Source organism: Ruegeria sp. K5, assembly GCF_056531805.1.
On the sequence record NZ_JBQFML010000001.1, the window covers coordinates 1,454,569 to 1,475,471 of the forward strand.

Genomic DNA, 20,903 nt, shown 5'->3' on the forward strand with positions numbered 1-20,903 from the left:
ACAAGGCCGGACTGCGAAACACTCCGGCCTTTCCCTGTTTCAAAAAGGGCGATGAACCTCAGATATCCAGCGTGTGCTCTTTTTCCCAGCGCGAGAAATGGCTGACGAAAGAGTTCCATTCCTGATGTTTCATCTTCAGAAACGCGGCGGAGAATTCTTCGCCCATCGCAGCCTTCAACTCGGTATCCTTGTCATAGTCGCGCAGCGCGTCCAGCATGTTCAGCGGCAGTTTGGGTGCGTCGGTCACCGTATGGCCCTCGGCATACATGTCGATGTCATAGCGGCGGCCCGGATCGGCCTTGGACCGAATGCCCGACAGGCCCGCCGCGATAATCACCGCTTGCAGCAGATAGGGGTTTGTCGCGCCATCGGCCAGACGCAGTTCGAACCGGCCCGGTCCTGGGACGCGGACCATATGGGTGCGGTTGTTGCCGGTCCACGTGACAGTATTCGGTGCCCAAGTCGCGCCCGACATGGTGCGCGGGGCGTTGATGCGTTTGTACGAGTTCACCGTCGGGTTGGTGATCGCCGCCAGCGCGCTGGCGTGTTTCATGATGCCGCCGAGGAAGTGCTTGCCCTGTTCGCTCAGACCGACCTCGCCCGTCGGACCGTCGCCCTCACCGGCAAACACGTTGGTCTTTGCATCCGCGCCCGGCGCATCCCAGACCGAGATATGGGCATGGCAGCCATTGCCCGTCAGCCCCTCGACCGGTTTCGGCATGAATGTGGCACGGAAGCCGTGCTTTTCCGCCACCGATTTGGTCATGAACTTGAAGAAGGAATGCTTGTCGGCGGTGCGCAAGGCATCGTCAAATTCCCAGTTCATTTCGAACTGGCCATTGGCATCCTCGTGGTCGTTCTGATACGGCCCCCAACCCAGTTCCAGCATGTAGTCACAGATCTCGCGCACCAAGTCATAGCGGCGCATCACCGCCTGCTGGTCGTAGCAAGGCTTTTCGGCCGTATCGAACGGATCGCTGATCTGCTCGCCATCGGGCGTCAGCAGGAAGAACTCGGCCTCGATCCCGGTCTTGACATGCATGCCCATGTCGGCGGCCTCGTCGATCAGGCGGCGCAGCACGTTGCGAGGGGCCTGGGCGACGCCCTCACCCTCCATCACGCAATTGCCAGCGACCCATGCGACCTCGGGCTTCCAGGGCAGTTGGATCACCGAGGACGGATCGGGCACCGCCAGCATGTCGGGATGGGCCGGGGTCATGTCCAGCCAGGTGGCAAACCCGGCAAAACCTGCGCCCTCTTCCTGCATATCCACAATAGCCTGCGCGGGGACCAGCTTGGCCCGTTGCCCACCGAACAGATCGGTGAACGAAATCATGAAATATTTGACGCCTTTTTCCTTGGCGAAAGCTGCCAGATCTGTCGTCATGGTCGGCCTTCCTTTCCCTGTTGGTTCAAAAGAAGAAAGGCGCCGCCCGTTTGGGCCGCGCCTTCATTTCGCTTGCAGTTCAGAACCCGGCCTTGCCGGGATACCAGTCGGTGCCCGCCAATGGGACGCGCGCCATGGCGGCGGCCTCCATCGTCAGGGCGCACAGATCCTCGGGCTCCAGATTGTGCAGGTGATTGTGACCACAGGCGCGCGCGATGGTCTGCGCCTCAAGGGTCATCACCTTCAAATAGTTGCGCAACCGGCGGCCCGCTTCGACCGGGTCCAGCCGGGCGGCCAGATCCGGGTCCTGCGTGGTGATACCCGCCGGGTCCTGCCCTTCGTGCCAATCGTCATAGGCGCCGGTGGTGGTGCCCAGCTTTTGGTACTCGGATTCCCATTTCGGGTCGTTGTCGCCCAAGGCGATCAAAGCCGCAGTCCCGATAGCCACCGCATCTGCGCCCAATGCCATCGCCTTGGCCACATCAGCGCCGGTGCGGATACCGCCCGAGATCACCAGTTGCACTTCGCGGTGCACACCCAGATCCTGCAGCGCCTGAACGGCAGGGCGGATACACGACAGCGTCGGCAGACCCACATGTTCGATGAACACATCCTGCGTGGCAGCGGTGCCGCCCTGCATCCCGTCCATCACCACCACATCGGCCCCGGCCTTCACCGCCAGCGCAGTGTCGTAATAGGGCCGGGTCGCGCCAACCTTGACGTAGATCGGAACCTGCCAGCCGGTGATTTCGCGCAGTTCAAGGATCTTGATCTCCAGATCATCCGGCCCGGTCCAGTCCGGGTGGCGGCAGGCCGAGCGCTGGTCGATGCCTTTCGGCAGGGTGCGCATCTCGGCCACGCGGTCGCTGATCTTTTGACCCAGCAACATGCCGCCACCGCCGGGTTTTGCGCCCTGACCAACCACGATTTCAATCGCATCCGCCTTGCGCAGATCGTTGGGGTTCATCCCATAGCGCGAGGGCAGGTACTGATAAACCAGCTTGGACGAATGGCCGCGTTCCTCGGGTGTCATGCCGCCGTCACCGGTGGTGGTCGACGTCCCCGCCGCGGATGCGCCGCGGCCCAGAGCCTCTTTCGCCGGGCCGGACAGCGCACCAAAGCTCATGCCCGCAATGGTGATCGGGATGTCCAGTTGAATCGGGTTCTTGGCAAAGCGCGTGCCCAGCGTCACCGAGGTATCGCAGCGTTCGCGGTAGCCTTCCAACGGGTAGCGCGAGACCGAGGCACCCAGAAACAGCAGGTCGTCGAAATGGGGCACCTTGCGTTTGGCACCGCCACCGCGAATGTCATAGATGCCGGTCGCCGCCGCCCGCCGGATTTCGGCATTGATCGGGTTGGTAAAGGTCGCCGACTGGATCGGCATGGTGCGGGGGATGGCGTGATCTGTGTCTTTCATACCCATATCCTCAGTAAGCAGCCGCGTTGTCGACGTCGAAATTGTAAAGCTGACGGGCCGAGCCGTACCGCTTGAACTCTTCCGGGTTGGCGTCCGCTCCGGCGCGGTCCAGCAGATCGGCCAACAATTCAAGGTGCTCGGGCCGCATCTCTTTCTCGATGCAGTCCGCCCCAAGGCTTTTGACCGAGCCGCGCACAAACAACCGCGCCTCGTACAGCGAGTCGCCAAGCGCATCGCCCGCATCGCCGCAGACAACCAGATTGCCATCCTGCGCCATGAAGGCCGACATATGACCGATATTGCCATGCACGACGATATCGATCCCTTTCATCGAGATCCCGCAGCGCGAGCTGGCATTGCCCTTGATCACCAGCAAACCACCATGCCCGGTTGCCCCGGCATATTGGCTGGCGTCGCCTTCGACGATCACGGTGCCCGACATCATGTTTTCGGCCACGCCCGGACCAACCGAGCCTTCGACCTTGATGGTCGCCTGCTGGTTCATCCCCGCACAGTAATAACCGGTGGACCCTTTGACCGTCACCTCGATGGGCGCGTCCAGCCCCACGGCAATGGCGTGGCTGCCCTTGGGGTTCCGGACCTCCCAGCTGGTCTGGTTGGTGTCAACGCTTTGGGCCTGAAGGGTCGAATTCAAACCGCGCAGGCCGTTTTCTGCAACATCGTAAGTCTGCATCTCAGTGGCTCCAGAAATAGACGGTTGCGGGTTCGGGTTCCCAGACCTTGGCGTCTTCGATGCCCGGCAGGTTGACCAAAGCGCGGTATTCGCTGCCGAAGGCCACATATTGATCGGTCTCGGCCATCACAGCCGGTTTGCAGGCGATGGGGTCGCGCACCACGCCGAACCCGTCCTTGGTACCGACAACAAAGGTAAAGAACCCATCGAGATCTTCCAGACTGCTTTCCAGCGCCTCACCCAAGGTGGCCCCGTTCTGCATCTTCCAGGTCAGATAGGCCGCGCCAACTTCGGTATCATTCATCGACTCCACCCGCACGCCCTCACGCTTGAGCTTGCGTCGCAACGCGTTGTGGTTCGAAAGCGAGCCGTTATGCACCAGGCACTGATCCGAGCCGGTGTTGAAAGGGTGCGCGCCTTCGGTGGTCACAGCGGATTCGGTGGCCATCCGCGTGTGTCCGATGCCGTGGCTGCCGCCCATGGTCGACAGGTTGAACCGGTCGGCCACATCTCGTGGCAGGCCAACTTCCTTGTAAATCTCAATCGCCGCGCCGTCCGACATCACGCGCAGACCGGGGCGCAGTTCGCGCACGGCCTGACGGGCCTGTTCGACCTTGGCACCGTCCATCTGCAGCACCGCATGCGTGTCGTTGGCCTGCAAGGAAACCTGCGCGCCAATCGCCTCGCCCAGATCGGCGGCCAGCGTTGCAAAGTCTTCATCCGGCGCATCCGATTGCACCGTCAGCTTTGCTGTCCCATCGGACTCGGCGCCATAAATCGCAATCCCAGCGCTGTCCGGTCCCCGGTCCGTCATCGTGACCAGCATATCCGTCAGCATCGAGCCCAGTTCAGGCTCCAAACTCTTGTCCTTGAGAAACAGACCGACAATTCCACACATCCGCTTTGGTCCTCTGAAATTTCGTCGAATCTGACGCTAGCAGGCCGAAGTGTGAAAAACAACACTGAGAAATAAATATTCCTGTGAGGAAAATCCACAAAACAGGAATAGGTCCACGGTCCGGCGCAGCACTCAAGCAGCCCGGTTTAGACGACACCAATGATGAAAATGGTCAGCTTGTCTGTGGATACGAGATGATCGACAGGTATTTTGCAGGCAGTTTCACCAGACCCTCTGGCCCATGCGGGGCATCGGCATCGAAGAAAAGCGTGTCGCCCGGCTTCATCGAATAAATGCTGTCCCCGTGACGGTAATCCACTTCACCTTCCAGCAGATACAGCATCTCGATCCCGTCATGCTGGAATGTTGGAAAGCGGTCGGATTCCTCGGTCAACGTGATCAGGTAGGGTTCCACCACGACACCGCTGGCATTGGCCCCCAAATGACCCAGTAGGGTATAGTGGTGCCCGGCCCGCGTGCCGGCCCGCTCGGTCTCGACCCCTTCGCCCGATCTGGTGTGCACCGCGTTGCGGGTTTCTTCATAACGTCGGAAAAACGATGTGATCGGCGTGCTCAGCGCATCGGCCAGAGATTGGAGGGTTGTCAGGGAAGGCGAGGTCGCCCCGTTCTCGATCTTGGACAACATACTGATCGACAGGCCGGTCAACCCGGACAATTCGGCAATCGTTGTCCCCTGCTGCAGGCGCAACGCCTTAATTTCGCGCCCGATTGCCGTTTCCAGGTTCTTTTCACCGCTGTCCCGAACCCTGTGCGGGTCCTGCGACAATGTCAGCTTGTCATCGGTCGTTTCGGCCTGCGCCATTGCTATTCCCTTGATCCCTGAGGGTGGTTCTGCCAACCATGGCACACGAGACCCTGATTTGTGTAGTCACTCTTGTCAGGAAAGTATTTTTCCCCATAGTATATCGAAATTCCCTGCAACGGAAGCTGACATGCACCAGTTATCGGCACCTTTGAAGGATCTTGATTTCGACGGGCGGAGCCGGATTTCGGTTGGCTTCCTGCTGCTGCCCGGCTTTCCGATGGCCTGTCTGACCTCGGTGATCGAGCCGTTGCGCGCCGCCAATGAAATCGCGCGCAAACAAGTGTTTTCCTGGGTGCTGTGTTCTGAGGACGCAGGCCCCGTTACCGCCAGCGCGGGTATCCCGTTTCAGACCGAGTGCGCCCTGAAGACCTTGCGCGATGTCGATCTTCTGATTGTCCTGTCCGAACCCGATGGCCAGTTCAGCGCGCCTGCCGAGGTTACGGCGCAATTGCGCTATCTCGCACGTCATGGCACGCGGTTGGGCGCGATCAGCGGCGGGGTGTTCCCACTGGCCCGCTCGGGCGTTTTGCAGGGGCAGACCTGCTCGGTCCATTGGCTGTACCGTACGGCGTTCGAGACTGAATTTCCCCAGATTGCCGTAACCGATGACGTGATCGCGGTGAACCGGCGCTGTTGCACCGCATCCGGCGCGGCCTCGGCGTTTGATCTGTCCTTGCACATGGTCGAAGCCATGCTGGGTGAGGCCACGATGACCGAGGTCGCCTGCTGGTTCCAGCACCCGGCGATCCGCAGCCCCAATATCCCGCAAAAAACGCCGACCTTTCAAACTGACGAAACCGCCGATCATCTGCCGCAAGTCGTGGCCCGCGCGGTTCGGCTGTTTGCCGACAATCTGGAGTTTCCACTGACCACGCGCGATGTTGCGCGTCAGGTCGGTGTATCCTCGCGACATCTGGAACGCTGCTTCCGGAAGGCGCTGGATCAAAGCCCGGCAGAGTATTACCGGCATCTGCGCCTGCGCGCGGCACGGCAATTGGTGATCTACACGCAGGATTCCCTGACATCGATTGCCCATGCCATCGGCTACACCAACCCAACCGCCATGTCGCGCCACTATGCAGAACAATTCGGGGCGTCACCGCGCCAGGACCGGCAAGAGCGTAACCGGTTCCGCGTCACCCGCGATACCGTGTTGCACTGATCGTTTCAGCCCGCCGAGATAGCCTGCGCCGCCTCTACTAATGCGTGATGCAGGGACCCCGCCGATGACCGTGGCCCAAGCACGGCAAAGCTTTGACCCGCCTCAAGGCACCAAAGGTAGCAGCCGATGTGATGAATGGCGCAACGTGTCGCCGTCTGGGCCTTCATCGCGCGAATGTCCACGTTGCACAACCGTTCGAACAGATCGCAGGCCGTCGGGCCGGTAACGTCGAACCGGCACCATCCGTCGGTCTGCTCGACCACCGAAGCGGTCTGTTGCATGGCCGACTTGAGGTCTGCAGCCAGCGTTTCATGCGCCGCATAATCCGCATCGATCATCCAGCTGTCCGGGCCAAGCCAGAAGCCGGAAAATGGCGACCCAACAGCCGCGCCGCCGGGACCCGGCAGATCGAACCCCAAAACGTCTTTGGCCCGGCTGGCAAATTCCGCGCCCTGCCCCAGACGCATCGAAACAGAGGCCAGGGCGCGGTCTGTCACCTCGGTTATCGTCAGCCCTGCGATGGTCGAGACACGTGCCTCGGCAGATCCAAGGGCGGTGATGGCTTTTAGTTTATGCACGCAAACGCTCCCCTTCCGGATCGACAAAATGGGCGCTGACAATTTCGACCTCGGTCTCGGACCCTTCCAGCGGATTGACCAGACGCATGACCTCACCCATCCGCTCGGCCCCGTTCTTCAAAAGGCCCAACCCGATCGAAGACCCAAGGATCGGGGAATAGGCCGCCGAGGTGACATAACCCTGATCGTGGGCCGCATCGACAGGGCCGCCCTTGGTCATCAGGTGCCCCCCGGCTGTCACGGTCCGGCTGGCATCGACAGGTTTCAGCCCGACCAGCCGCAAGGCATCCGGTTCATTCAACCCGTCCCGCTCGCTGAGCGTATTGCCGATACAGTCCTTCTTCTTGCTGACCATCCGCCCCAGACCCAGGTTCAGGGCCGTTGTGGTCCCGTTAATCTCATTCCCGGTTGCATGGCCCTTTTCGATCCGCATGACGCCCAGTGCCTCGGTGCCATACGGGGTCGCATCGAACTCTTCCCCTGCCTCCATCAGCGCCCGGATCAGGGCGTCGCCATAGCGGGTGGGTACGGCGATCTCATAGGCCAGCTCACCACTGAACGAGATACGGAACAGCCGCGCGCGGCAGCCGCCGCAGACGGTGATTTCGCTACAGGCCATGAAGGGGAAGGCCTCGTTCGAAATGTCAAACTCGGCATCAACCACCTTTTGCAGCAACTTGCGCGCGTTCGGACCTGCCACCGCATATTGCGCCCAGGCTTCTGTGGTCGAGATCAGCTGAACATCCAGATCGGGCCACAGGCATTGCCGCGCGAATTCCATCTGGCGATAGACCAGCACCGCGTTGGCTGTGGTTGTGGTGACAACGAAATGATCCTCGGCAAACCGCGCGGCGGTGCCGTCATCATAGGCAATCCCGTCCTCGCGCAGCATCAACCCATAGCGCACCTTGCCGACGGGCAGTTTGGCAAATGCGTTCGAGTAAATCTTGTTCAGAAACTCCGCCGCATCCGCGCCCTGCACGTCGATCTTGCCCAGCGTGGTCACATCGCAGATGCCGACCGAGTTGCGGGTGGCCAGAACCTCGCGATCCACCGATTGCCGCCAGTGGGTCTCGCCCTTGCGCGGATACCATTGCGCGCGCAGCCAGTCGCCGACTTCGGTGAACACCGCGCCCTGCTCGGTGGCCCATGTGTGGCTGGGGGTTTTGCGGGTGGGGTGGAATTGCTTGCCGACTGCACGGCCCGCCAAAGTGCCCATCGCCACCGGTGTATAGGGCGGACGGAAGATGGTTGTACCGGTCTCGGGGATCGACTTGCCGGTCATCTCGGCCATCACCGCCAGACCACCCATATTCGAGGTCTTGCCCTGATCGGTCGCCATCCCGAGGGTCGTGTAGCGTTTCAGATGCTCGACCGAGACGTAATTCTCCTGATGCGCCAGTTTTACATCCTTGACGGTCACATCGTTCTGCTGGTCGATCCAGGCCCGACCTTTGCCCTCCTTCACATACCAGAAGGGTTGCAGATTGACCGCGGCATCCTCGGCCTTTGGAACATCCCCCGGCGTGGCCTGAATGCCCAGATCGGCCAGTGCTTCGGCGGCACGCGCGGCACCCGTTTCCATGGCCCCATGGGTGGACAACACGCCCGCCGCCGCCCCGGCGACCGACAGGCCAACCGGAAGGGAGTCACCCGGCACAAACGCAGCCAGCGCTTCGTTCCATTGGGGTCGCCCACGCTGATGACAGGTCAGATGCACATTCGGGTTCCAGCCGCCAGAGACAGCCAAAGCCCCGCAGATGATGTCGTGAGTAAAGCCCTGTTGCGTCTGGATCGTGACGGTCTCAAGACCCAGCCGCCCTTTGCTTCCAATGACCTGAGCCCCGGCGAACAGCTCCGCACCGTCAACCGCAGGCGCATCGGCCCGCGTGTCAATGACGGCGGCAACTTTGACGCCCTTTGCCATCAGATCCGCAGCCGTGCGATGCCCGTCGTCGTTATTGGTAAAGACCGCGATCCGTTCATGCGGCGTCACGGCCCAGCGATTGGCGTAGGATCGCACAGCCCCCGCCATCATGATCCCGGGCCGGTCATTATTCGGGAAGGCGATAGGGCGTTCGGTTGCGCCCGCACACAGAACCGCCCGTTTCGAGTAGATCCGCCAGAAGATCTGGCGTGGCTCTGCCGAACCGGGTTGCGGTTTGTGGTCGGCCACCCGCTCGACCGCGCCGTAGATGCCATGATCGAACGCGCCGACAATCGTTGTGCGCGGCAGCAGGCGCACATTGTCCATCGACGTCAGTTCGGCCACGGCCTGAGCCGCCCAGTCCGACCCGGCCATGTCGTCGATGGCATAGGATTCCGAATTCAGCCGACCACCAAGGGCAAAATCCTCATCCGCCAGTATCACCCGCGCCCCGGCGCGCCCTGCGGTCAGGGCCGCCGACAAACCGGCAGGACCGGCCCCGATCACCAGCAAATCGCAATGCAGGAAACCCTTGTCGTATGGGTCTGGATCATCCTGCCCCGAAACACTGCCCAATCCGGCAGCGCGGCGGATGATCGGCTCGTACAGCTTTTCCCAAAACGCCTTGGGCCACATGAAGGTCTTGTAGTAGAAGCCCGCCGTCAGGAAATTGCTGAACAGGTCATTGACCGCTAGAACATCCCGCTGCAGTGACGGCCAGCGATTCTGCGAACGCGCGTCCAGCCCTTCATACAGCTCCGCCACAGTGGCGCGCGTATTCGGCTCTTGCCGCCCGCCCGAGCGCAGTTCGACCAGAGCATTCGGTTCCTCCGATCCAGCGGTTAAAACCCCACGCGGACGATGGTATTTGAAGGACCGGCCCATCAGGCGCACGCCATTGGCCAACAACGCCGAGGCCAGCGTATCGCCCGCAAGCCCTTGATAACGCTTGCCATCAAAGGTGAAATTCAGGCTCTGCCCGTGGTCGACCAGACCGCCACTCAATCGATTGATCTGTCCGCTCATCTGCCGCGCCCCCGTTCCCGGGCCACGTCGCGGGCCAGTTTTACATCGGTAATTTCATGGGTCAGCGTGTTGCGCGTGACCACCAGCCAGGACCGGTCGCCCTGTTCGTGATACCAAAGCTCCTGATGCTCCCCCGCCGGGTTGTCGCGCAGATATAGATAGTCGTGAAACGCCTCGGCCGCGTTATCGGCCTGCCAATCGGGGCGGTCGATCATGGCAGCGTCGCCCAGATAGACGAATTCCTGCGCATCGCGAGGGCCGAGAAGAGGATGGTTTATTATCATATGCCGGCTCCGTCAGTGCAGGTTGGGCTGCGCGCCCACCCCTTTTTCGTCGATCATGTGACCCGTGCGGAACCGGTCCAGACGATAGGCTGTTGCAACCTCATGAGGGCGGTCGGTGGACAGCAGATGCGCAAAACACCAGCCCGAGGCCGGGGTGGCCTTGAAGCCGCCATAACACCAGCCACCATTGAAATAGAGACCCCCGATCCCCGTCCGGTCGATGAAGGGTGAGCCGTCCATCGACATGTCCATGACGCCGCCCCAGGCCCGCAACAGGCGCACGCGACCCAAGGCCGGGATCAGGGACACGCCGCTTTCGACCACATCCTCGATCACGGGCAGGTTTCCGCGCTGCGCGTAGGTGTTGTACATGTCGATATCGCCGCCAAAGACCAGCCCGCCCTTGTCGGACTGGCTGCAATAGAAATGCCCGGCACCATAGGTGATCACGCCGTCGATCAACGGCTTCAGCCCTTCCGAGACAAAAGCCTGCAACACGTGGCTTTCGATGGGCAGGCGCATCCCCGCCTTTTCCATCACCCGGCCGGATGATCCGGCAACGGCCACCCCGACCTTCTTGGCCCCGATATACCCGCGTGAGGTTTCGACCCCCTGCACCTTGCCGTTTTCAATGCGAAAACCCGTCACTTCGCAGTTCTGAATGATATCGACGCCGCGCATATCCGCGCCACGCGCATAGCCCCAGGCCACCGCGTCATGGCGTACGGTGCCGCCGCGTCGGTGCAGCAAGCCGCCTTTGATCGGGAACCGCGCATTGTTGAAGTTCAGGAACGGGTACATCGCCCGCACGCCCTCGGTATCCAGCAGTTCGGCATCCGAGCCGTTCAGGATCATGGCATTGCCCCGCCGCCGCGCCGCATCACGCTGCGCATCGGTGTGCACAAGGTTCAGAATGCCACGCTGGCTGACCATGGCGTTGAAGTTGAAATCCTGTTCCAACCCCTCCCACAGTTTCAGCGAGAACTCATAGAACGGTTCATTCCCGTCCAGCAGATAGTTCGAACGGATGATGGTCGTGTTCCGCCCCACATTGCCGCCACCGATCCAGCCCTTTTCCAGCACGGCAATCCGGGCCTCGCCGAATTCCTTGGCCAGATAATAGGCGGTGGCCAGCCCGTGCCCGCCACCGCCCACGACGATGATGTCATATTCGCTTTGAGGCGCGGGGTCGCGCCAGGCGGGCGTCCACCCTTTGTGGCCGGTCAAAGCCTCTTTGATGATCCGAAATCCGGAATAGCGCATGGGTCTCTCATGTCAGTTTGACCCCACAATGCGCGATTCTGGATCGCTTGGCTTAGGTGTTTTGCGGTGTGCACTTGTCTCTTTGCGACCTGAACAGGGTCCTAAGCCCAAAAGGAGCGGGCTGTGAACCTTGGGGCACCAAAAAAAGAGGGCAGCCAAAAGGCTGCCCAGGTCGCTAAAGCGATGGGGAGTTTTGCTAGTTCTGGTTCGGCACCACAAGCGTCGGAATGGTTGATCTGCGCAGAACGCGCTTTACGACTGTGCCCAGAAACGTATGCGACGTGCCATGTTCGTGCGACCCCATCACGATGAGATCGCATTTCAGCTCTCTGGCGCGTTTCAGAATCGATTCGGCAGGGTGACCGTCGATCAGTTCCACCGAAGACACGGCGGAATATTTCTCCTGATCTTCGGGGGTCAGCGATTTCAGGAAATCGTGCTGATTGTCCGTCAGCAGAGACTTCACGGCATCGTGCCGGTCCTTGATGGCCTGCTTGCGGGATTTGTCGTCCTGAATGAACATCCGCATGGTGACGATGGCATCCTGCGACAACGGTTCGGTGACATGCAGCACATGGGCTTTTGCCCCATGTGCGATTGCGATGCTCAATGCGTGCCGAAGCGCGTTGTCCGCGTTTTCGGACAGGTCCGTTGCGATCAGGATATTCTCGATTTTGGGTAGCATTGTCTTCTTCCTCCGTGTCGCGGATCAGTACCCAAAGAACCTTGGGAGCCATAGCGCGATTTCGGGCACGAAAGCGATAATGAAGATCGCCACCGTGTTGATGAAGGCAAACGGCAGGGCCGCCACCGAAATACGCTCGATCGAGATATTGGAAATACCCGATGCGATGAACAGGTTTTCACCCAATGGCGGCGTCTGGAAGCCGATGCCCAGAGTACAGACCATGACAACACCAAAGTGGATCGGATCGATCCCCATGCTGTAGGCCACCGGCAGCATCACCGGAACCAGGATCAGAATGGTCGCCAGCGTCTCCATGAACATGCCGACGAACAGCAGGAACAGGATCACCAGCGTCCAGATGATATAGATGTTGTCGGTGATCGACAGCATCCCGTCCGCGATGATGGCGGGGATCTGGTTTTCAACCAGCAGGCGGCCAAACACCGTCGCCGTGAACATGATCAGCAGCACGCGGCCGGTCAGCCAGGTCGTGGTCTCAAGCGAGGTGAACAGCTTCGGCCATGTCAGTTCGCGGTAGATGAACGCACCCACGATCAGAGTGTAGAAGATGGCCACAATCGCCGCCTCGGTCGGGGTGAAGAAGCCCGAATAGATGCCGCCCAGAATAACCACCGGTGCCATCAGCGCCCAGAACCCACGGTACATCTCGCACCAGATATGGCGGGCGGACCAGCCTTCGGTCGTGCCTTTGTAGCCGCGCTTTCTGGCCAGGATGTAGTTCATGACCAGCAGGCTTCCGGCAATCAGGAAGGCCGGGAAAAAGCCCGCGATGAACAGTTTCGGAATCGACACAGTCTGGAAGGTGCCATGCTCGGCCACCGCCTCGGGTGGGGGTGGCATACCCAGTGCCGCGATGCCGAAGATGATCAGCGGGATCGATGGCGGGATCACGATGCCCAGACCACCGGACGAGGCCGTGATGGCCGACGCATAGTCGCGGCTGTAGTTCCGCTGGATCATCGCGGGGATCATCAGCATGCCCACCGCCGCCGTTGTCGCGGGCCCCGAGCCCGAGATCGCGCCGAAGAACAGGCAGGCAAAGACCGCCGCTGCAGACATGCCGCCGGTAAACGGCCCGGCAAAGCTTTCGGCCACGTTGATCAGCCTGCGGGACAGGCCCGACGCCTCCATCAGCGCACCGGCCAGAATGAAGGCGGGCAGCGCCATCAGCGGGAAGGACCCCACCGAGGTAAAGGCGATCTGGACGAACTTGATCGGGTTTTCATCCAGCACGAGGAAGGTGATCAGCGTCGACACACCCAACGCCACCGTGATCGGCGCGCCGATGAACAACAGCAGAAGGAACCCGCCGAACAGGATATAGATGATTTCGGTGCCCATTACTTGCCCCCTTCTTCGCCGAGTTCTGCGCGGACCTCTTCCAGGTCAACCTTGTCCGGATCGCGCAGATCCTCGTCCAGAACGATTTTCTTGTAGTTCACCTGAATAATGCGAACGGTCATCAGGGCAAATGCAATGGGAAGAACGATGTAGACCCAGCTGAGGTGGAACCCGAGCGTCTGGGACGATTGGAACCGGTTCATCCGATTGAAGATGAAGTCCAGCGCCAGATAGACGAAATACAGGTTGAAGCAGATCCAGAACAGGTCGGCGAACGCTTCGATATACTTGATCGCACGCGGCGGCAGAAACTTGAACTGGAACGTCACCCGGTTGTGGGCGCCCATCTTGGCCGCATAGCTCGCGCCGAAAAACACGAACCAGACGAACATGTAGACAGACAGCTCCTCGACCCAGGAGAACGAGAAATTGAACACTGTTCGGACGACAACCTGAAGGAACAACAAGCAAACAAATGTCGCAAGCAGAAAGCGGCAAAGGTAGCTTTCTATATTGTTGAGGATCCCTAAAAAGGTTTTCATATGCCCCTCCCTAGAAGTGAGAGAGCGCCACTTGGGCGCTCTCTTGGTCTTTTTGTATTATTATTCCGAGACCGGCTCGCGGCCGATTGCGGCCAGCACGGCGTTCAGCTTTTCGACGCCGCCGATGCTGTCATAGAACTTCGGCCACACGGCGGTGGTTGCCAGTTCGATGAATTCTGCCTCGTCGTTTTCAGGAACGTGGATTTCCATGCCCTTTTCGACCAGCAGTTCTTTGATCTCGGCTTCCTTGTCGCGCAGGAACTGAGCCGAGGCTTTGGTGGCGTATTCACCGGCTTCCAGAACCATGGCCTGATCTTCAGCCGACAGACCCTGGAATACCTGCTCGGACACGATCAGAGGCTCGATCGAGAAGATATAGCGGATCTCGGTGACGTAGTCCTGAACTTCGTAGAACTTCATCGCGTTGATGGTGGTGTAGGGGTTGTCCTGACCGTCCACAACCTTGGTCTGCAGACCGGCAAAGGTTTCCGACCATGCCATCGGGGTCGGGCTGATGCCCCATGCCTTGTAGGTGTCGATCATGATCTCGTTCTTGGGAACGCGGATGACCAGACCTTCCAGATCGGCAACCGATTTCACCGGCTTTTTCGAGTTCGTCAGAACGCGGAAACCCGTATAGGTCCAGGCGATGATGCGCACACCCGCGTCATTGATGGTGTTCTCGGTCAGTTCCTGACCAATCGGGCCTTGGGTCAGCGTTTCCGCGTCTTCCAGGCTGAGAATCACGTAAGGCAGCGTGAACACACCAACGGTTGGCGAGAACGGCGTGACGTTGTTGATCGCCAGCAGCGACATGTCCAGCGTGCCGATTGCGGCATCGTTGACGGTGTCCTGCTCGGATCCCAGCTGACCGTTCAGGAACAGTGTAGCGGTGTGATTGCCGCCTGACAGCTCTTCCAGTTTTTCCTTGAAGGCAAGGCCGGTTGCTTCCTGGCTGGACCCGCCGCTGTCACCGACAGCGATCTTGAAGTTCTTGGCGCTTGCAGGCGCGGCCAATGCCAATGCGCCAAGCGATGCAACCGCCGCAAATGTTTTGATACTGTTGAGCAGAGTCATAAAACCTCCTCCTGTTCGTTGGTTTTTGGAAAGTGTTCCGACATGAACGAGTGCTCACTAGACTCACTTCGCACGAACACTAAGTTGTTTTGACTGTAACGCTAAGATAAAGTAATCGACGTAAAGGTGCAGAAAACTACACGTAACCCGTGCCACAGAAAAAAGCAATTACTAGCATATCAGATGTCGACATCAGGCTGCTTCAGGTCTTCCGTACTGTTGTTTGGTGTGGTGGGTTCACAGCGGCAGAGTTTGAACTGAACATCAGCCGGTCGACGATCAGCAAGCATATTGCCGATCTCGAAACACGGCTGGGCGCAAAACTGTGCCATCGGGGGGCCGCCGGGTTTTCCCTGACATCGGACGGCCAGTATGTCCTGGACTCCTCGAATGAGCTGTTTCTGGCCATCGACAAGTTCCAGAACGGGCTGGGGGATGTGCGCTCGGAACTGACCGGAAAACTGCGGATCGCCTTGTTTGATCATTCCACTTCAAACGAGGAATCCAACCTCGACGAAGCAATCAGACTATTTATCGACAAGGCACCGGGCGTGACACTGGACATATCCATGGAGCCGCCGAACATCATCGAAGAAGGCGTCATCAACGGGCGCTTCAATCTGGGGATCGTTCCCTTGCATCGGCAGTCGCCGATGCTGTCCTACTCGGAACTTTATGTCGAAAGAATGCGGTTGTTCTGCGGCCGAGAGCACGAGCTGTTTCATTCCGCGTCCGACATCGTCCCCCTGAACCAGCTGCGCAAATACAATTATGCCGGTCTGAGCTTCAACTCGCCCAACATGGCCGTTCACCAAAAGTTGATGCTGAGGAAATCCGCATTCGTCCAAAACGAAGAATCTTTGATGCTTCTGGTTCTGTCCGGTCGATACTTGGGGTTCGTGCCGACACATAAAGCACGCGCTTTGGTGAAGGACGGTTTCCTCAAACAGATCAACTGCCCCGAGGCCGAGTTTTCGTCGACCATGGCAGCCATTGTCCGAAAAAGCGCATCAAAGGGACGTCGGTTGAATTTGTTTTTGGATATTCTGCGCAAAGCCCACGAAAGTTAGCCGCGAACACAGCCCTTCTGATTGCAGAGGATAAACGCGTGACCCCCAGTTTCGACGCTTTTGCAGCCGGACTGCGCTATGAGGATTTGCCCGAACAGGCGTTGTGGACTCTGCGCCGCTCCTTTCTTGATACCATGGGCGTCGCGGCCATCGGGGCCACCACCGAGCTGTCCGGAATCGCGCGTCGCGTGGCCCCGCTGATTTTCGGGGCGGGCGGTGCGGGACAGGCACAATTGCTGATGGACGGGCGCGCTGTCAGCCCCGTCGGCGCGGCAATGGCCGGTGCCTTCACGATTGACAGTATAGACGCCCATGATGGCACTACACCCTGCAAGGGCCATGCGGGATCGGCCATCTTCCCGGCGCTGATCGCAATGGCGCAGGCCAGTGCGCCAAAGATGGACGGGCGTGACTTTGCCACGCTTATGGCGACTGCGTACGAGCTGTCTTATCGCGCCGGTCTGGTACAGCACGCAACCTGCGCCGAATATCACACATCCGGGGCCTGGACGGCCGTTGGCGTCGCGGCAGCCGGTGCAAAGCTGCTGGGCGGACATGCGCAGCATATCCGTCACGCCGCAGGCATCGGCGAATACCACGGCCCGCGCAGCCAGATGATGCGCTGCATCGATCATCCGACCATGCTGCGCGACGGGGTCGGCTGGGGGGCACCATCAGGCGTCACCGCCGCCTATCTGGCCATGGAAGGCTTTACGGGCGCCCCTGCCCTGACCTGTGAAGGCGATGACGGCGCCGCCGTCTGGAACGATCTGGGATCCGGTTGGCGGTTGGTCGATCACACGCATTACAAGGCTTACCCGTGTTGTCGTTGGGCCCATCCCTCACTTGATTCGGTTCGGGACCTGATGCGCGAACATGCTCTGTCCCACCAGCAAATCGAACGTGTAGAAATCCGAACCTTTCACTACGCCACCCGTCTGACAGGCCACGAACCGGCAAATCAGGACGAATTTGCATATGCAATTGCCTTTCCGGTGGCGGCAATGATTGTGCGCGGCCGCCTGGGGATTGAAGAGCTAAGCGCAGACACATTGCGCGACCCCGACATCCTGCGCGTCAGCCGCGCCATTCACCTGATAGACGACCCCGAGATGACGCGTATCAGCACCGACAAACGCTGGGCTCAGGTGACTCTTATTCTGAGCGATGGCCGCCAGATCGCCGATGCACCCCGCACCCCCCGCGGTGACGCAGACATGCCGCTAAGCGACGCCGAAATTCACGAGAAATTCCACCTGCTCGCCGACCCCGTCCTCGGATCGGACCGCGCCGATGAAATGGCAGAGCTGGCGTTGCAATTCGACAGTCTGGACAGCGTCCGTTTTGCTCGGCTTCTTGAACTCTGTTGCCTGCCTGTCTGAACCACAGTCATTCAGCGTCCCGCAACGCCACTGAACCAAACCAGGCGACGACCTCTCTGAATATCGGTTGATCGCACCGTCGCTAGAGCAAGAGCCGCGCTACCCGGTATGGGTCAGCCTGACGCGCGACTCTGTCAAGGAACTGAACAACGCCAACCTGTCCTTTTTGTCCGGCATGAAGGCCGAGGTCTACCTGATCACAGAAAACCGCACGCCTGTGGGTTACCTGACAAAACCACTGACCGATCAGTTCGCACGCGCGTTCAGGTAAGAGGTCGCAGGCTTAGCTTCAGGCTTTTGCTCTGTCGTTGCACCGGTCCCATGGGGCCTCGGACAGAACGGTCGCGTCGATCAATCGCTCGAGAAGCGAGACATGCACCAACGTCCCGGCGGCGCGTGCGTGATCTTTCAGGAAGGCAATGGCCAAAGACTGATCAACGCTGTGCCCATAGGCCGCCGAGGTGATCGAGCCGACCCGTTCACCGTTCAGAAACACCGCTTCGCCGATCAGCGCATCCGTGGGTTCACCCTGAAGCGCCAGCAGGGCGATGCGGCTTTGCGGTTGGCGGGCCAGCATGGCCGAGCGGCCCACGAAATCCTTGTCGGTGGCCGCAAACCGTTCCTGACAGACATCCTTGTGACTGGCATCGTTGGCCAGTTCGTGGCCGCCGCGATAGAATTTCTCGATCCGCAGACTGTCCAGCGCGCGGGTTCCGAACGGGGCCAAGCCGTGGGCCTGCCCAGCGTTCCACAGCACATCCCACAACGCACCCAATTGATCGTTGGGGGCGTGAAGCTCATAGGCCAGCTCTCCGGTAAAGCTGAGCCGCAGGGCGTGAACGGAAATACCTGCGATGGTGATCTGTTTGGTCGAAAGCCACGGCAGGGCCTTGTTGCTGACATCGTCCGGGGTGACGGTTTCCAGAACCTCACGCGCTTTGGGACCGGCGAGGCACAGGAGACCGATTGCATCGGTCTCGTTCCGGATTGTCACGCCCTCCATCGGCACACCGCAATGCAGGGTCAGCCAATCCCAGACCCGCCGTTCCGAGGGCGCGCCGGTGACAAAATAGAAACTGTCTGGCCCCGTGCGGGCGATGGTGGCCTCGCCTTCGATTGTGCCCTTACGGTTCAGAAGCAGTGTCAGACAGGTCCGCCCCACGCGCGGCATCCTGTTGGCGCAGACCGCGTTCAGCCACGCTTCGGCCCCCGGCCCTTCGATCCGGAATTTGGCAAAGGCCGAAAGATCCGCAAGGCCCACATGGTTGCGGACCGCATGGCATTCCGCAGCGGTTTGCTGAAAGCTGCTGGTGCGTCGCCAGCCCATTGGCTCGGGCGCGTAAAGGCGGGGGCGTTCCCAACCTCCTGCCTCTTCGAACGTGGCCCCAAGTGCGGCGCTGCGGTCATGGGCGCCGGATCGTTTCACGTCGCGGCAGGTTTGGCGCTGGTGCTGCGGATAGGGCATGGCTTGGCGCAGCGTGTAATCCTCGGTCGCGCGCTGGCGGGCATAGTCGGCGTCCGCCCAGATGCCGAACCGGCGCGGATCAAAGGCACGGGTCGAAATACCCGCGCTGCCTTCGATCATCCATTCAGCCAGCGCGCGCCCTGCCCCCGGCCCCCAGGCAATGCCCACGGTAGCCCCACACGCCAGCCAGAAATTCCGCAACCCCGGCGCAGGGCCAAGCAACATCGCGCCGTCAGGCGTATAGGTGATGCCACCATTCACCACCCGCTTGATCCCGCGATTCATCAGGGCGGGCATACGTTTAAAACAGTTTTCCAGCCAGGGGGTGATGCCATCCCAGTTGGGCTCGAACAGCTCGTTCTCGCTGTCCCAGGGGCAGCCATCGGGCCAGACCGATTGCGGGTCCTGTTTGTCATAGAGACCGATCAGAGCAGACCCCTGTTCGCGCCGAATATAGCCGCAGAAATAGTCGTCACGGGTGACAGGGATCTCATGCGCCATCGCCGCAAATTCGGGCACCGCGTCGGTCACGACGTAATGGTGCAGCATGGTGGTGATCGGCAGGTCCAGCCCGACCATCGCCCCCACCTGCCGGGCGTGATACCCGGCGGCATTGACCACATGCTGGGCGATGATCGTGCCCTGCTCGGTCTTGACCTGCCATTCGCCCGAGGGCAGCTGCGTCAGGCCCGTTACCCGGCAATTGCGCCGCACCTGCGCCCCCAACTGCCGTGCACCCTTGGCCATGGCCTGACAGGTGCCCGAGGGATCAACATGGCCGTCATCCGGCGTGTGGATCGCGCCCAGAACGCCAGCCGCCTCGACGTCATATAGCGGGTTCAGCCGCGCCACCTCGGCCGCGTCGATGATATGAGCCTCTTGCCCGCGCGCCAGCACCGCGTCGCGGATGTGGTTGATCCAGTCCATATGCGCGGGGCTAGTCGCCACCCGCAACGAGCCGCAATTGTGCCAACTGACGCCGACCTCGGTCTCACGCTCGATCCGTTTATACAGGTCCACGCCATAGTCATGGATCGACCCCAGCGCCTGCCCGCCGACCATACGGCTGACCAGACCGGCAGCGTGCCAGGTCGCGCCGCTGGTCAGTTCGGATTTCTCGATCAGGATACAATCGGTCCAGCCCATATGGGCCAGGTGATACAGCACACCCGCACCCATATTGCCGCCGCCGATCACAACTACGCGCGCGTGTTCCGTCATTGCCTATCTTTTCAGTGTGACCGGCGTGTTGGCCCAGACGATCTGGGCCTCGACCTTGCCGGGATTGCGATACCTGTGTGGAATGTCGGCGGAAAAGCTGAAACTGTCGCCGGTTTTCAGGTGAAACACCTGATCGTCCAGCGTCACTTCGATCTCGCCCTTCAGAACCATCCCGGCCTCTTCGCCTTCGTGGGTATAAAGGTCATCGCCAGTACTGCCGCCGGGTTCGTAGGTGGAAATACCCATCGCCAGTTGCCGGTCCAGACTGGCCGACAAAAGATGGTCTTCGAACCCCATGTAATCCGTGCCCGACAGGCCCGAGTATGTCAGCTTTCGCCGCCGGTCAGCGCGCACGATATAGGGGCGTTCCTCGGCGGGGGTGGGCATGTCGGTTTCGAAAAACCAGCCCACCGGAACGCCAAGCGCCTCGGCAATTTCCTGCAGCGCAGTAACCGAAGGGCGGGCCAGACCGCGTTCAATCTTGGACAGGAAGGATACCGATCGCCCCGACACCTCGGCCAGATCGGTCAGCGTCATCTTCTGCGCCTTGCGCAACGCGCGCAGGTCTTCGCCCAGTTTGCCAAGCGAGTCTCGAGAACTTGTTTGATGATTTTTCTTGACGTTCATGAAAATT

19 protein-coding genes are annotated in these 20,903 nt (G+C 60.3%); 4 read left to right on the plus strand and 15 right to left on the minus strand.

The window, feature by feature from the left end; all coding sequences use genetic code 11:
• Window positions 1-58 precede the first annotated feature (58 nt).
• From glnT to ACR0MO_RS07180, 5 genes are all read right to left on the minus strand, one after another.
• On the minus strand, window positions 59-1,387 hold the full coding sequence (gene glnT, locus ACR0MO_RS07160; RefSeq protein ID WP_480890417.1) for a type III glutamate--ammonia ligase: 1,329 nt from the start codon (window positions 1,385-1,387) through the stop codon (window positions 59-61).
• A gap of 79 nt (window positions 1,388-1,466) precedes the next feature.
• Window positions 1,467-2,804 (minus strand): FMN-binding glutamate synthase family protein, encoded by a 1,338-nt coding sequence (locus ACR0MO_RS07165; protein ID WP_170622580.1) that lies wholly within the window; start codon window positions 2,802-2,804, stop codon window positions 1,467-1,469.
• Window positions 2,805-2,814: 10 nt separating this feature from the next.
• Window positions 2,815-3,498 carry a GltB/FmdC/FwdC-like GXGXG domain-containing protein gene (locus ACR0MO_RS07170; protein ID WP_170622579.1) on the minus strand — a complete coding sequence of 228 codons (684 nt, stop codon included), beginning with the start codon at window positions 3,496-3,498 and terminating at the stop codon, window positions 2,815-2,817.
• A 1-nt stretch (window position 3,499) separates the two neighbouring features.
• Window positions 3,500-4,396 carry a class II glutamine amidotransferase gene (locus ACR0MO_RS07175; RefSeq protein ID WP_170622578.1) on the minus strand — a complete coding sequence of 299 codons (897 nt, stop codon included), beginning with the start codon at window positions 4,394-4,396 and terminating at the stop codon, window positions 3,500-3,502.
• Window positions 4,397-4,568: 172 nt separating this feature from the next.
• Window positions 4,569-5,219, minus strand: a complete 651-nt coding sequence (locus ACR0MO_RS07180) for a helix-turn-helix domain-containing protein (RefSeq protein ID WP_480881913.1) — start codon at window positions 5,217-5,219, stop codon at window positions 4,569-4,571.
• 130 nt (window positions 5,220-5,349) lie between these two features.
• Here ACR0MO_RS07180 and ACR0MO_RS07185 point away from each other — a divergent pair, with 130 nt between their 5' ends.
• A complete protein-coding gene (locus tag ACR0MO_RS07185) occupies window positions 5,350-6,384 on the plus strand; it encodes a GlxA family transcriptional regulator (RefSeq protein ID WP_480890420.1) in 1,035 nt (344 codons plus the stop codon).
• Window positions 6,385-6,389: 5 nt separating this feature from the next.
• Here ACR0MO_RS07185 and ACR0MO_RS07190 read toward each other — a convergent pair whose 3' ends face one another.
• The 8 genes from ACR0MO_RS07190 to ACR0MO_RS07225 form a co-directional block, all read right to left on the minus strand.
• Entirely contained in the window at window positions 6,390-6,962 is a 573-nt protein-coding gene (locus tag ACR0MO_RS07190; RefSeq protein ID WP_480584149.1) for a sarcosine oxidase subunit gamma, read from the minus strand.
• Window positions 6,955-9,915: a sarcosine oxidase subunit alpha family protein gene (locus tag ACR0MO_RS07195; protein ID WP_480890422.1), complete on the minus strand. Its 2,961-nt coding sequence runs from the start codon at window positions 9,913-9,915 to the stop codon at window positions 6,955-6,957. Before ACR0MO_RS07195 ends, ACR0MO_RS07190 begins: the two co-directional genes overlap by 8 nt.
• The gene (locus ACR0MO_RS07200; protein WP_170630557.1) at window positions 9,912-10,199 is read right to left on the minus strand and encodes a sarcosine oxidase subunit delta; all 288 of its coding nucleotides are present in this window, start codon (window positions 10,197-10,199) and stop codon (window positions 9,912-9,914) included. The genes ACR0MO_RS07195 and ACR0MO_RS07200 overlap by 4 nt, the downstream gene beginning before the upstream one ends.
• A gap of 12 nt (window positions 10,200-10,211) precedes the next feature.
• On the minus strand, window positions 10,212-11,462 hold the full coding sequence (locus ACR0MO_RS07205; protein ID WP_480873363.1) for a sarcosine oxidase subunit beta family protein: 1,251 nt from the start codon (window positions 11,460-11,462) through the stop codon (window positions 10,212-10,214).
• A gap of 196 nt (window positions 11,463-11,658) precedes the next feature.
• Complete coding sequence (locus ACR0MO_RS07210; RefSeq protein WP_170622571.1) at window positions 11,659-12,147, minus strand: universal stress protein; 489 nt, start codon at window positions 12,145-12,147, stop codon at window positions 11,659-11,661.
• A 24-nt stretch (window positions 12,148-12,171) separates the two neighbouring features.
• Window positions 12,172-13,512 carry a TRAP transporter large permease gene (locus ACR0MO_RS07215; RefSeq protein WP_170622570.1) on the minus strand — a complete coding sequence of 447 codons (1,341 nt, stop codon included), beginning with the start codon at window positions 13,510-13,512 and terminating at the stop codon, window positions 12,172-12,174.
• Window positions 13,512-14,054: a TRAP transporter small permease gene (locus ACR0MO_RS07220; RefSeq protein ID WP_170622569.1), complete on the minus strand. Its 543-nt coding sequence runs from the start codon at window positions 14,052-14,054 to the stop codon at window positions 13,512-13,514. Before ACR0MO_RS07220 ends, ACR0MO_RS07215 begins: the two co-directional genes overlap by 1 nt.
• 60 nt (window positions 14,055-14,114) lie before the next feature.
• The gene (locus tag ACR0MO_RS07225) at window positions 14,115-15,131 is read right to left on the minus strand and encodes a TRAP transporter substrate-binding protein (protein WP_170622568.1); all 1,017 of its coding nucleotides are present in this window, start codon (window positions 15,129-15,131) and stop codon (window positions 14,115-14,117) included.
• 149 nt (window positions 15,132-15,280) lie between these two features.
• Here ACR0MO_RS07225 and ACR0MO_RS07230 point away from each other — a divergent pair, with 149 nt between their 5' ends.
• The 3 genes from ACR0MO_RS07230 (at window position 15,281) to ACR0MO_RS07240 (ending at window position 17,854) form a co-directional block, all read left to right on the plus strand.
• A complete protein-coding gene (locus ACR0MO_RS07230; RefSeq protein ID WP_480707885.1) occupies window positions 15,281-16,201 on the plus strand; it encodes a LysR family transcriptional regulator in 921 nt (306 codons plus the stop codon).
• Window positions 16,202-16,239: 38 nt separating this feature from the next.
• Window positions 16,240-17,583 (plus strand): MmgE/PrpD family protein, encoded by a 1,344-nt coding sequence (locus tag ACR0MO_RS07235; RefSeq protein ID WP_480890426.1) that lies wholly within the window; start codon window positions 16,240-16,242, stop codon window positions 17,581-17,583.
• A 67-nt stretch (window positions 17,584-17,650) separates the two neighbouring features.
• On the plus strand, window positions 17,651-17,854 hold the full coding sequence (locus ACR0MO_RS07240) for a hypothetical protein (RefSeq protein WP_480890429.1): 204 nt from the start codon (window positions 17,651-17,653) through the stop codon (window positions 17,852-17,854).
• An 18-nt stretch (window positions 17,855-17,872) separates the two neighbouring features.
• Here the strand turns inward: ACR0MO_RS07240 and ACR0MO_RS07245 are convergent, their stop codons facing one another.
• Window positions 17,873-20,269, minus strand: a complete 2,397-nt coding sequence (locus ACR0MO_RS07245; protein ID WP_480890431.1) for an FAD-dependent oxidoreductase — start codon at window positions 20,267-20,269, stop codon at window positions 17,873-17,875.
• 3 nt (window positions 20,270-20,272) lie between these two features.
• Entirely contained in the window at window positions 20,273-20,896 is a 624-nt protein-coding gene (locus tag ACR0MO_RS07250) for a cupin domain-containing protein (protein ID WP_480890434.1), read from the minus strand.
• Between the last annotated feature and the right edge of the window lie 7 nt (window positions 20,897-20,903).

Excerpts from the sequence above, each read along its gene's own strand:
- ACR0MO_RS07245 (WP_480890431.1), bottom strand. The coding sequence starts at position 20,269 with ATGACGGAACACGCGCGCGTAGTTGTGATCGGCGGCGGCAATATGGGT.
- ACR0MO_RS07175 (WP_170622578.1), bottom strand. The coding sequence starts at position 4,396 with ATGTGTGGAATTGTCGGTCTGTTTCTCAAGGACAAGAGTTTGGAGCCT.
- ACR0MO_RS07170 (WP_170622579.1), bottom strand. The coding sequence starts at position 3,498 with ATGCAGACTTACGATGTTGCAGAAAACGGCCTGCGCGGTTTGAATTCG.
- ACR0MO_RS07205 (WP_480873363.1), bottom strand. The coding sequence starts at position 11,462 with ATGCGCTATTCCGGATTTCGGATCATCAAAGAGGCTTTGACCGGCCAC.
- ACR0MO_RS07200 (WP_170630557.1), bottom strand. The coding sequence starts at position 10,199 with ATGATAATAAACCATCCTCTTCTCGGCCCTCGCGATGCGCAGGAATTC.
- glnT (WP_480890417.1), bottom strand. The coding sequence starts at position 1,387 with ATGACGACAGATCTGGCAGCTTTCGCCAAGGAAAAAGGCGTCAAATAT.
- ACR0MO_RS07225 (WP_170622568.1), bottom strand. The coding sequence starts at position 15,131 with ATGACTCTGCTCAACAGTATCAAAACATTTGCGGCGGTTGCATCGCTT.
- ACR0MO_RS07180 (WP_480881913.1), bottom strand. The coding sequence starts at position 5,219 with ATGGCGCAGGCCGAAACGACCGATGACAAGCTGACATTGTCGCAGGAC.
- ACR0MO_RS07215 (WP_170622570.1), bottom strand. The coding sequence starts at position 13,512 with ATGGGCACCGAAATCATCTATATCCTGTTCGGCGGGTTCCTTCTGCTG.
- ACR0MO_RS07195 (WP_480890422.1), bottom strand. The coding sequence starts at position 9,915 with ATGAGCGGACAGATCAATCGATTGAGTGGCGGTCTGGTCGACCACGGG.
- ACR0MO_RS07210 (WP_170622571.1), bottom strand. The coding sequence starts at position 12,147 with ATGCTACCCAAAATCGAGAATATCCTGATCGCAACGGACCTGTCCGAA.
- ACR0MO_RS07220 (WP_170622569.1), bottom strand. The coding sequence starts at position 14,054 with ATGAAAACCTTTTTAGGGATCCTCAACAATATAGAAAGCTACCTTTGC.
- ACR0MO_RS07250 (WP_480890434.1), bottom strand. The coding sequence starts at position 20,896 with ATGAACGTCAAGAAAAATCATCAAACAAGTTCTCGAGACTCGCTTGGC.
- ACR0MO_RS07165 (WP_170622580.1), bottom strand. The coding sequence starts at position 2,804 with ATGAAAGACACAGATCACGCCATCCCCCGCACCATGCCGATCCAGTCG.
- ACR0MO_RS07185 (WP_480890420.1), top strand. The coding sequence starts at position 5,350 with ATGCACCAGTTATCGGCACCTTTGAAGGATCTTGATTTCGACGGGCGG.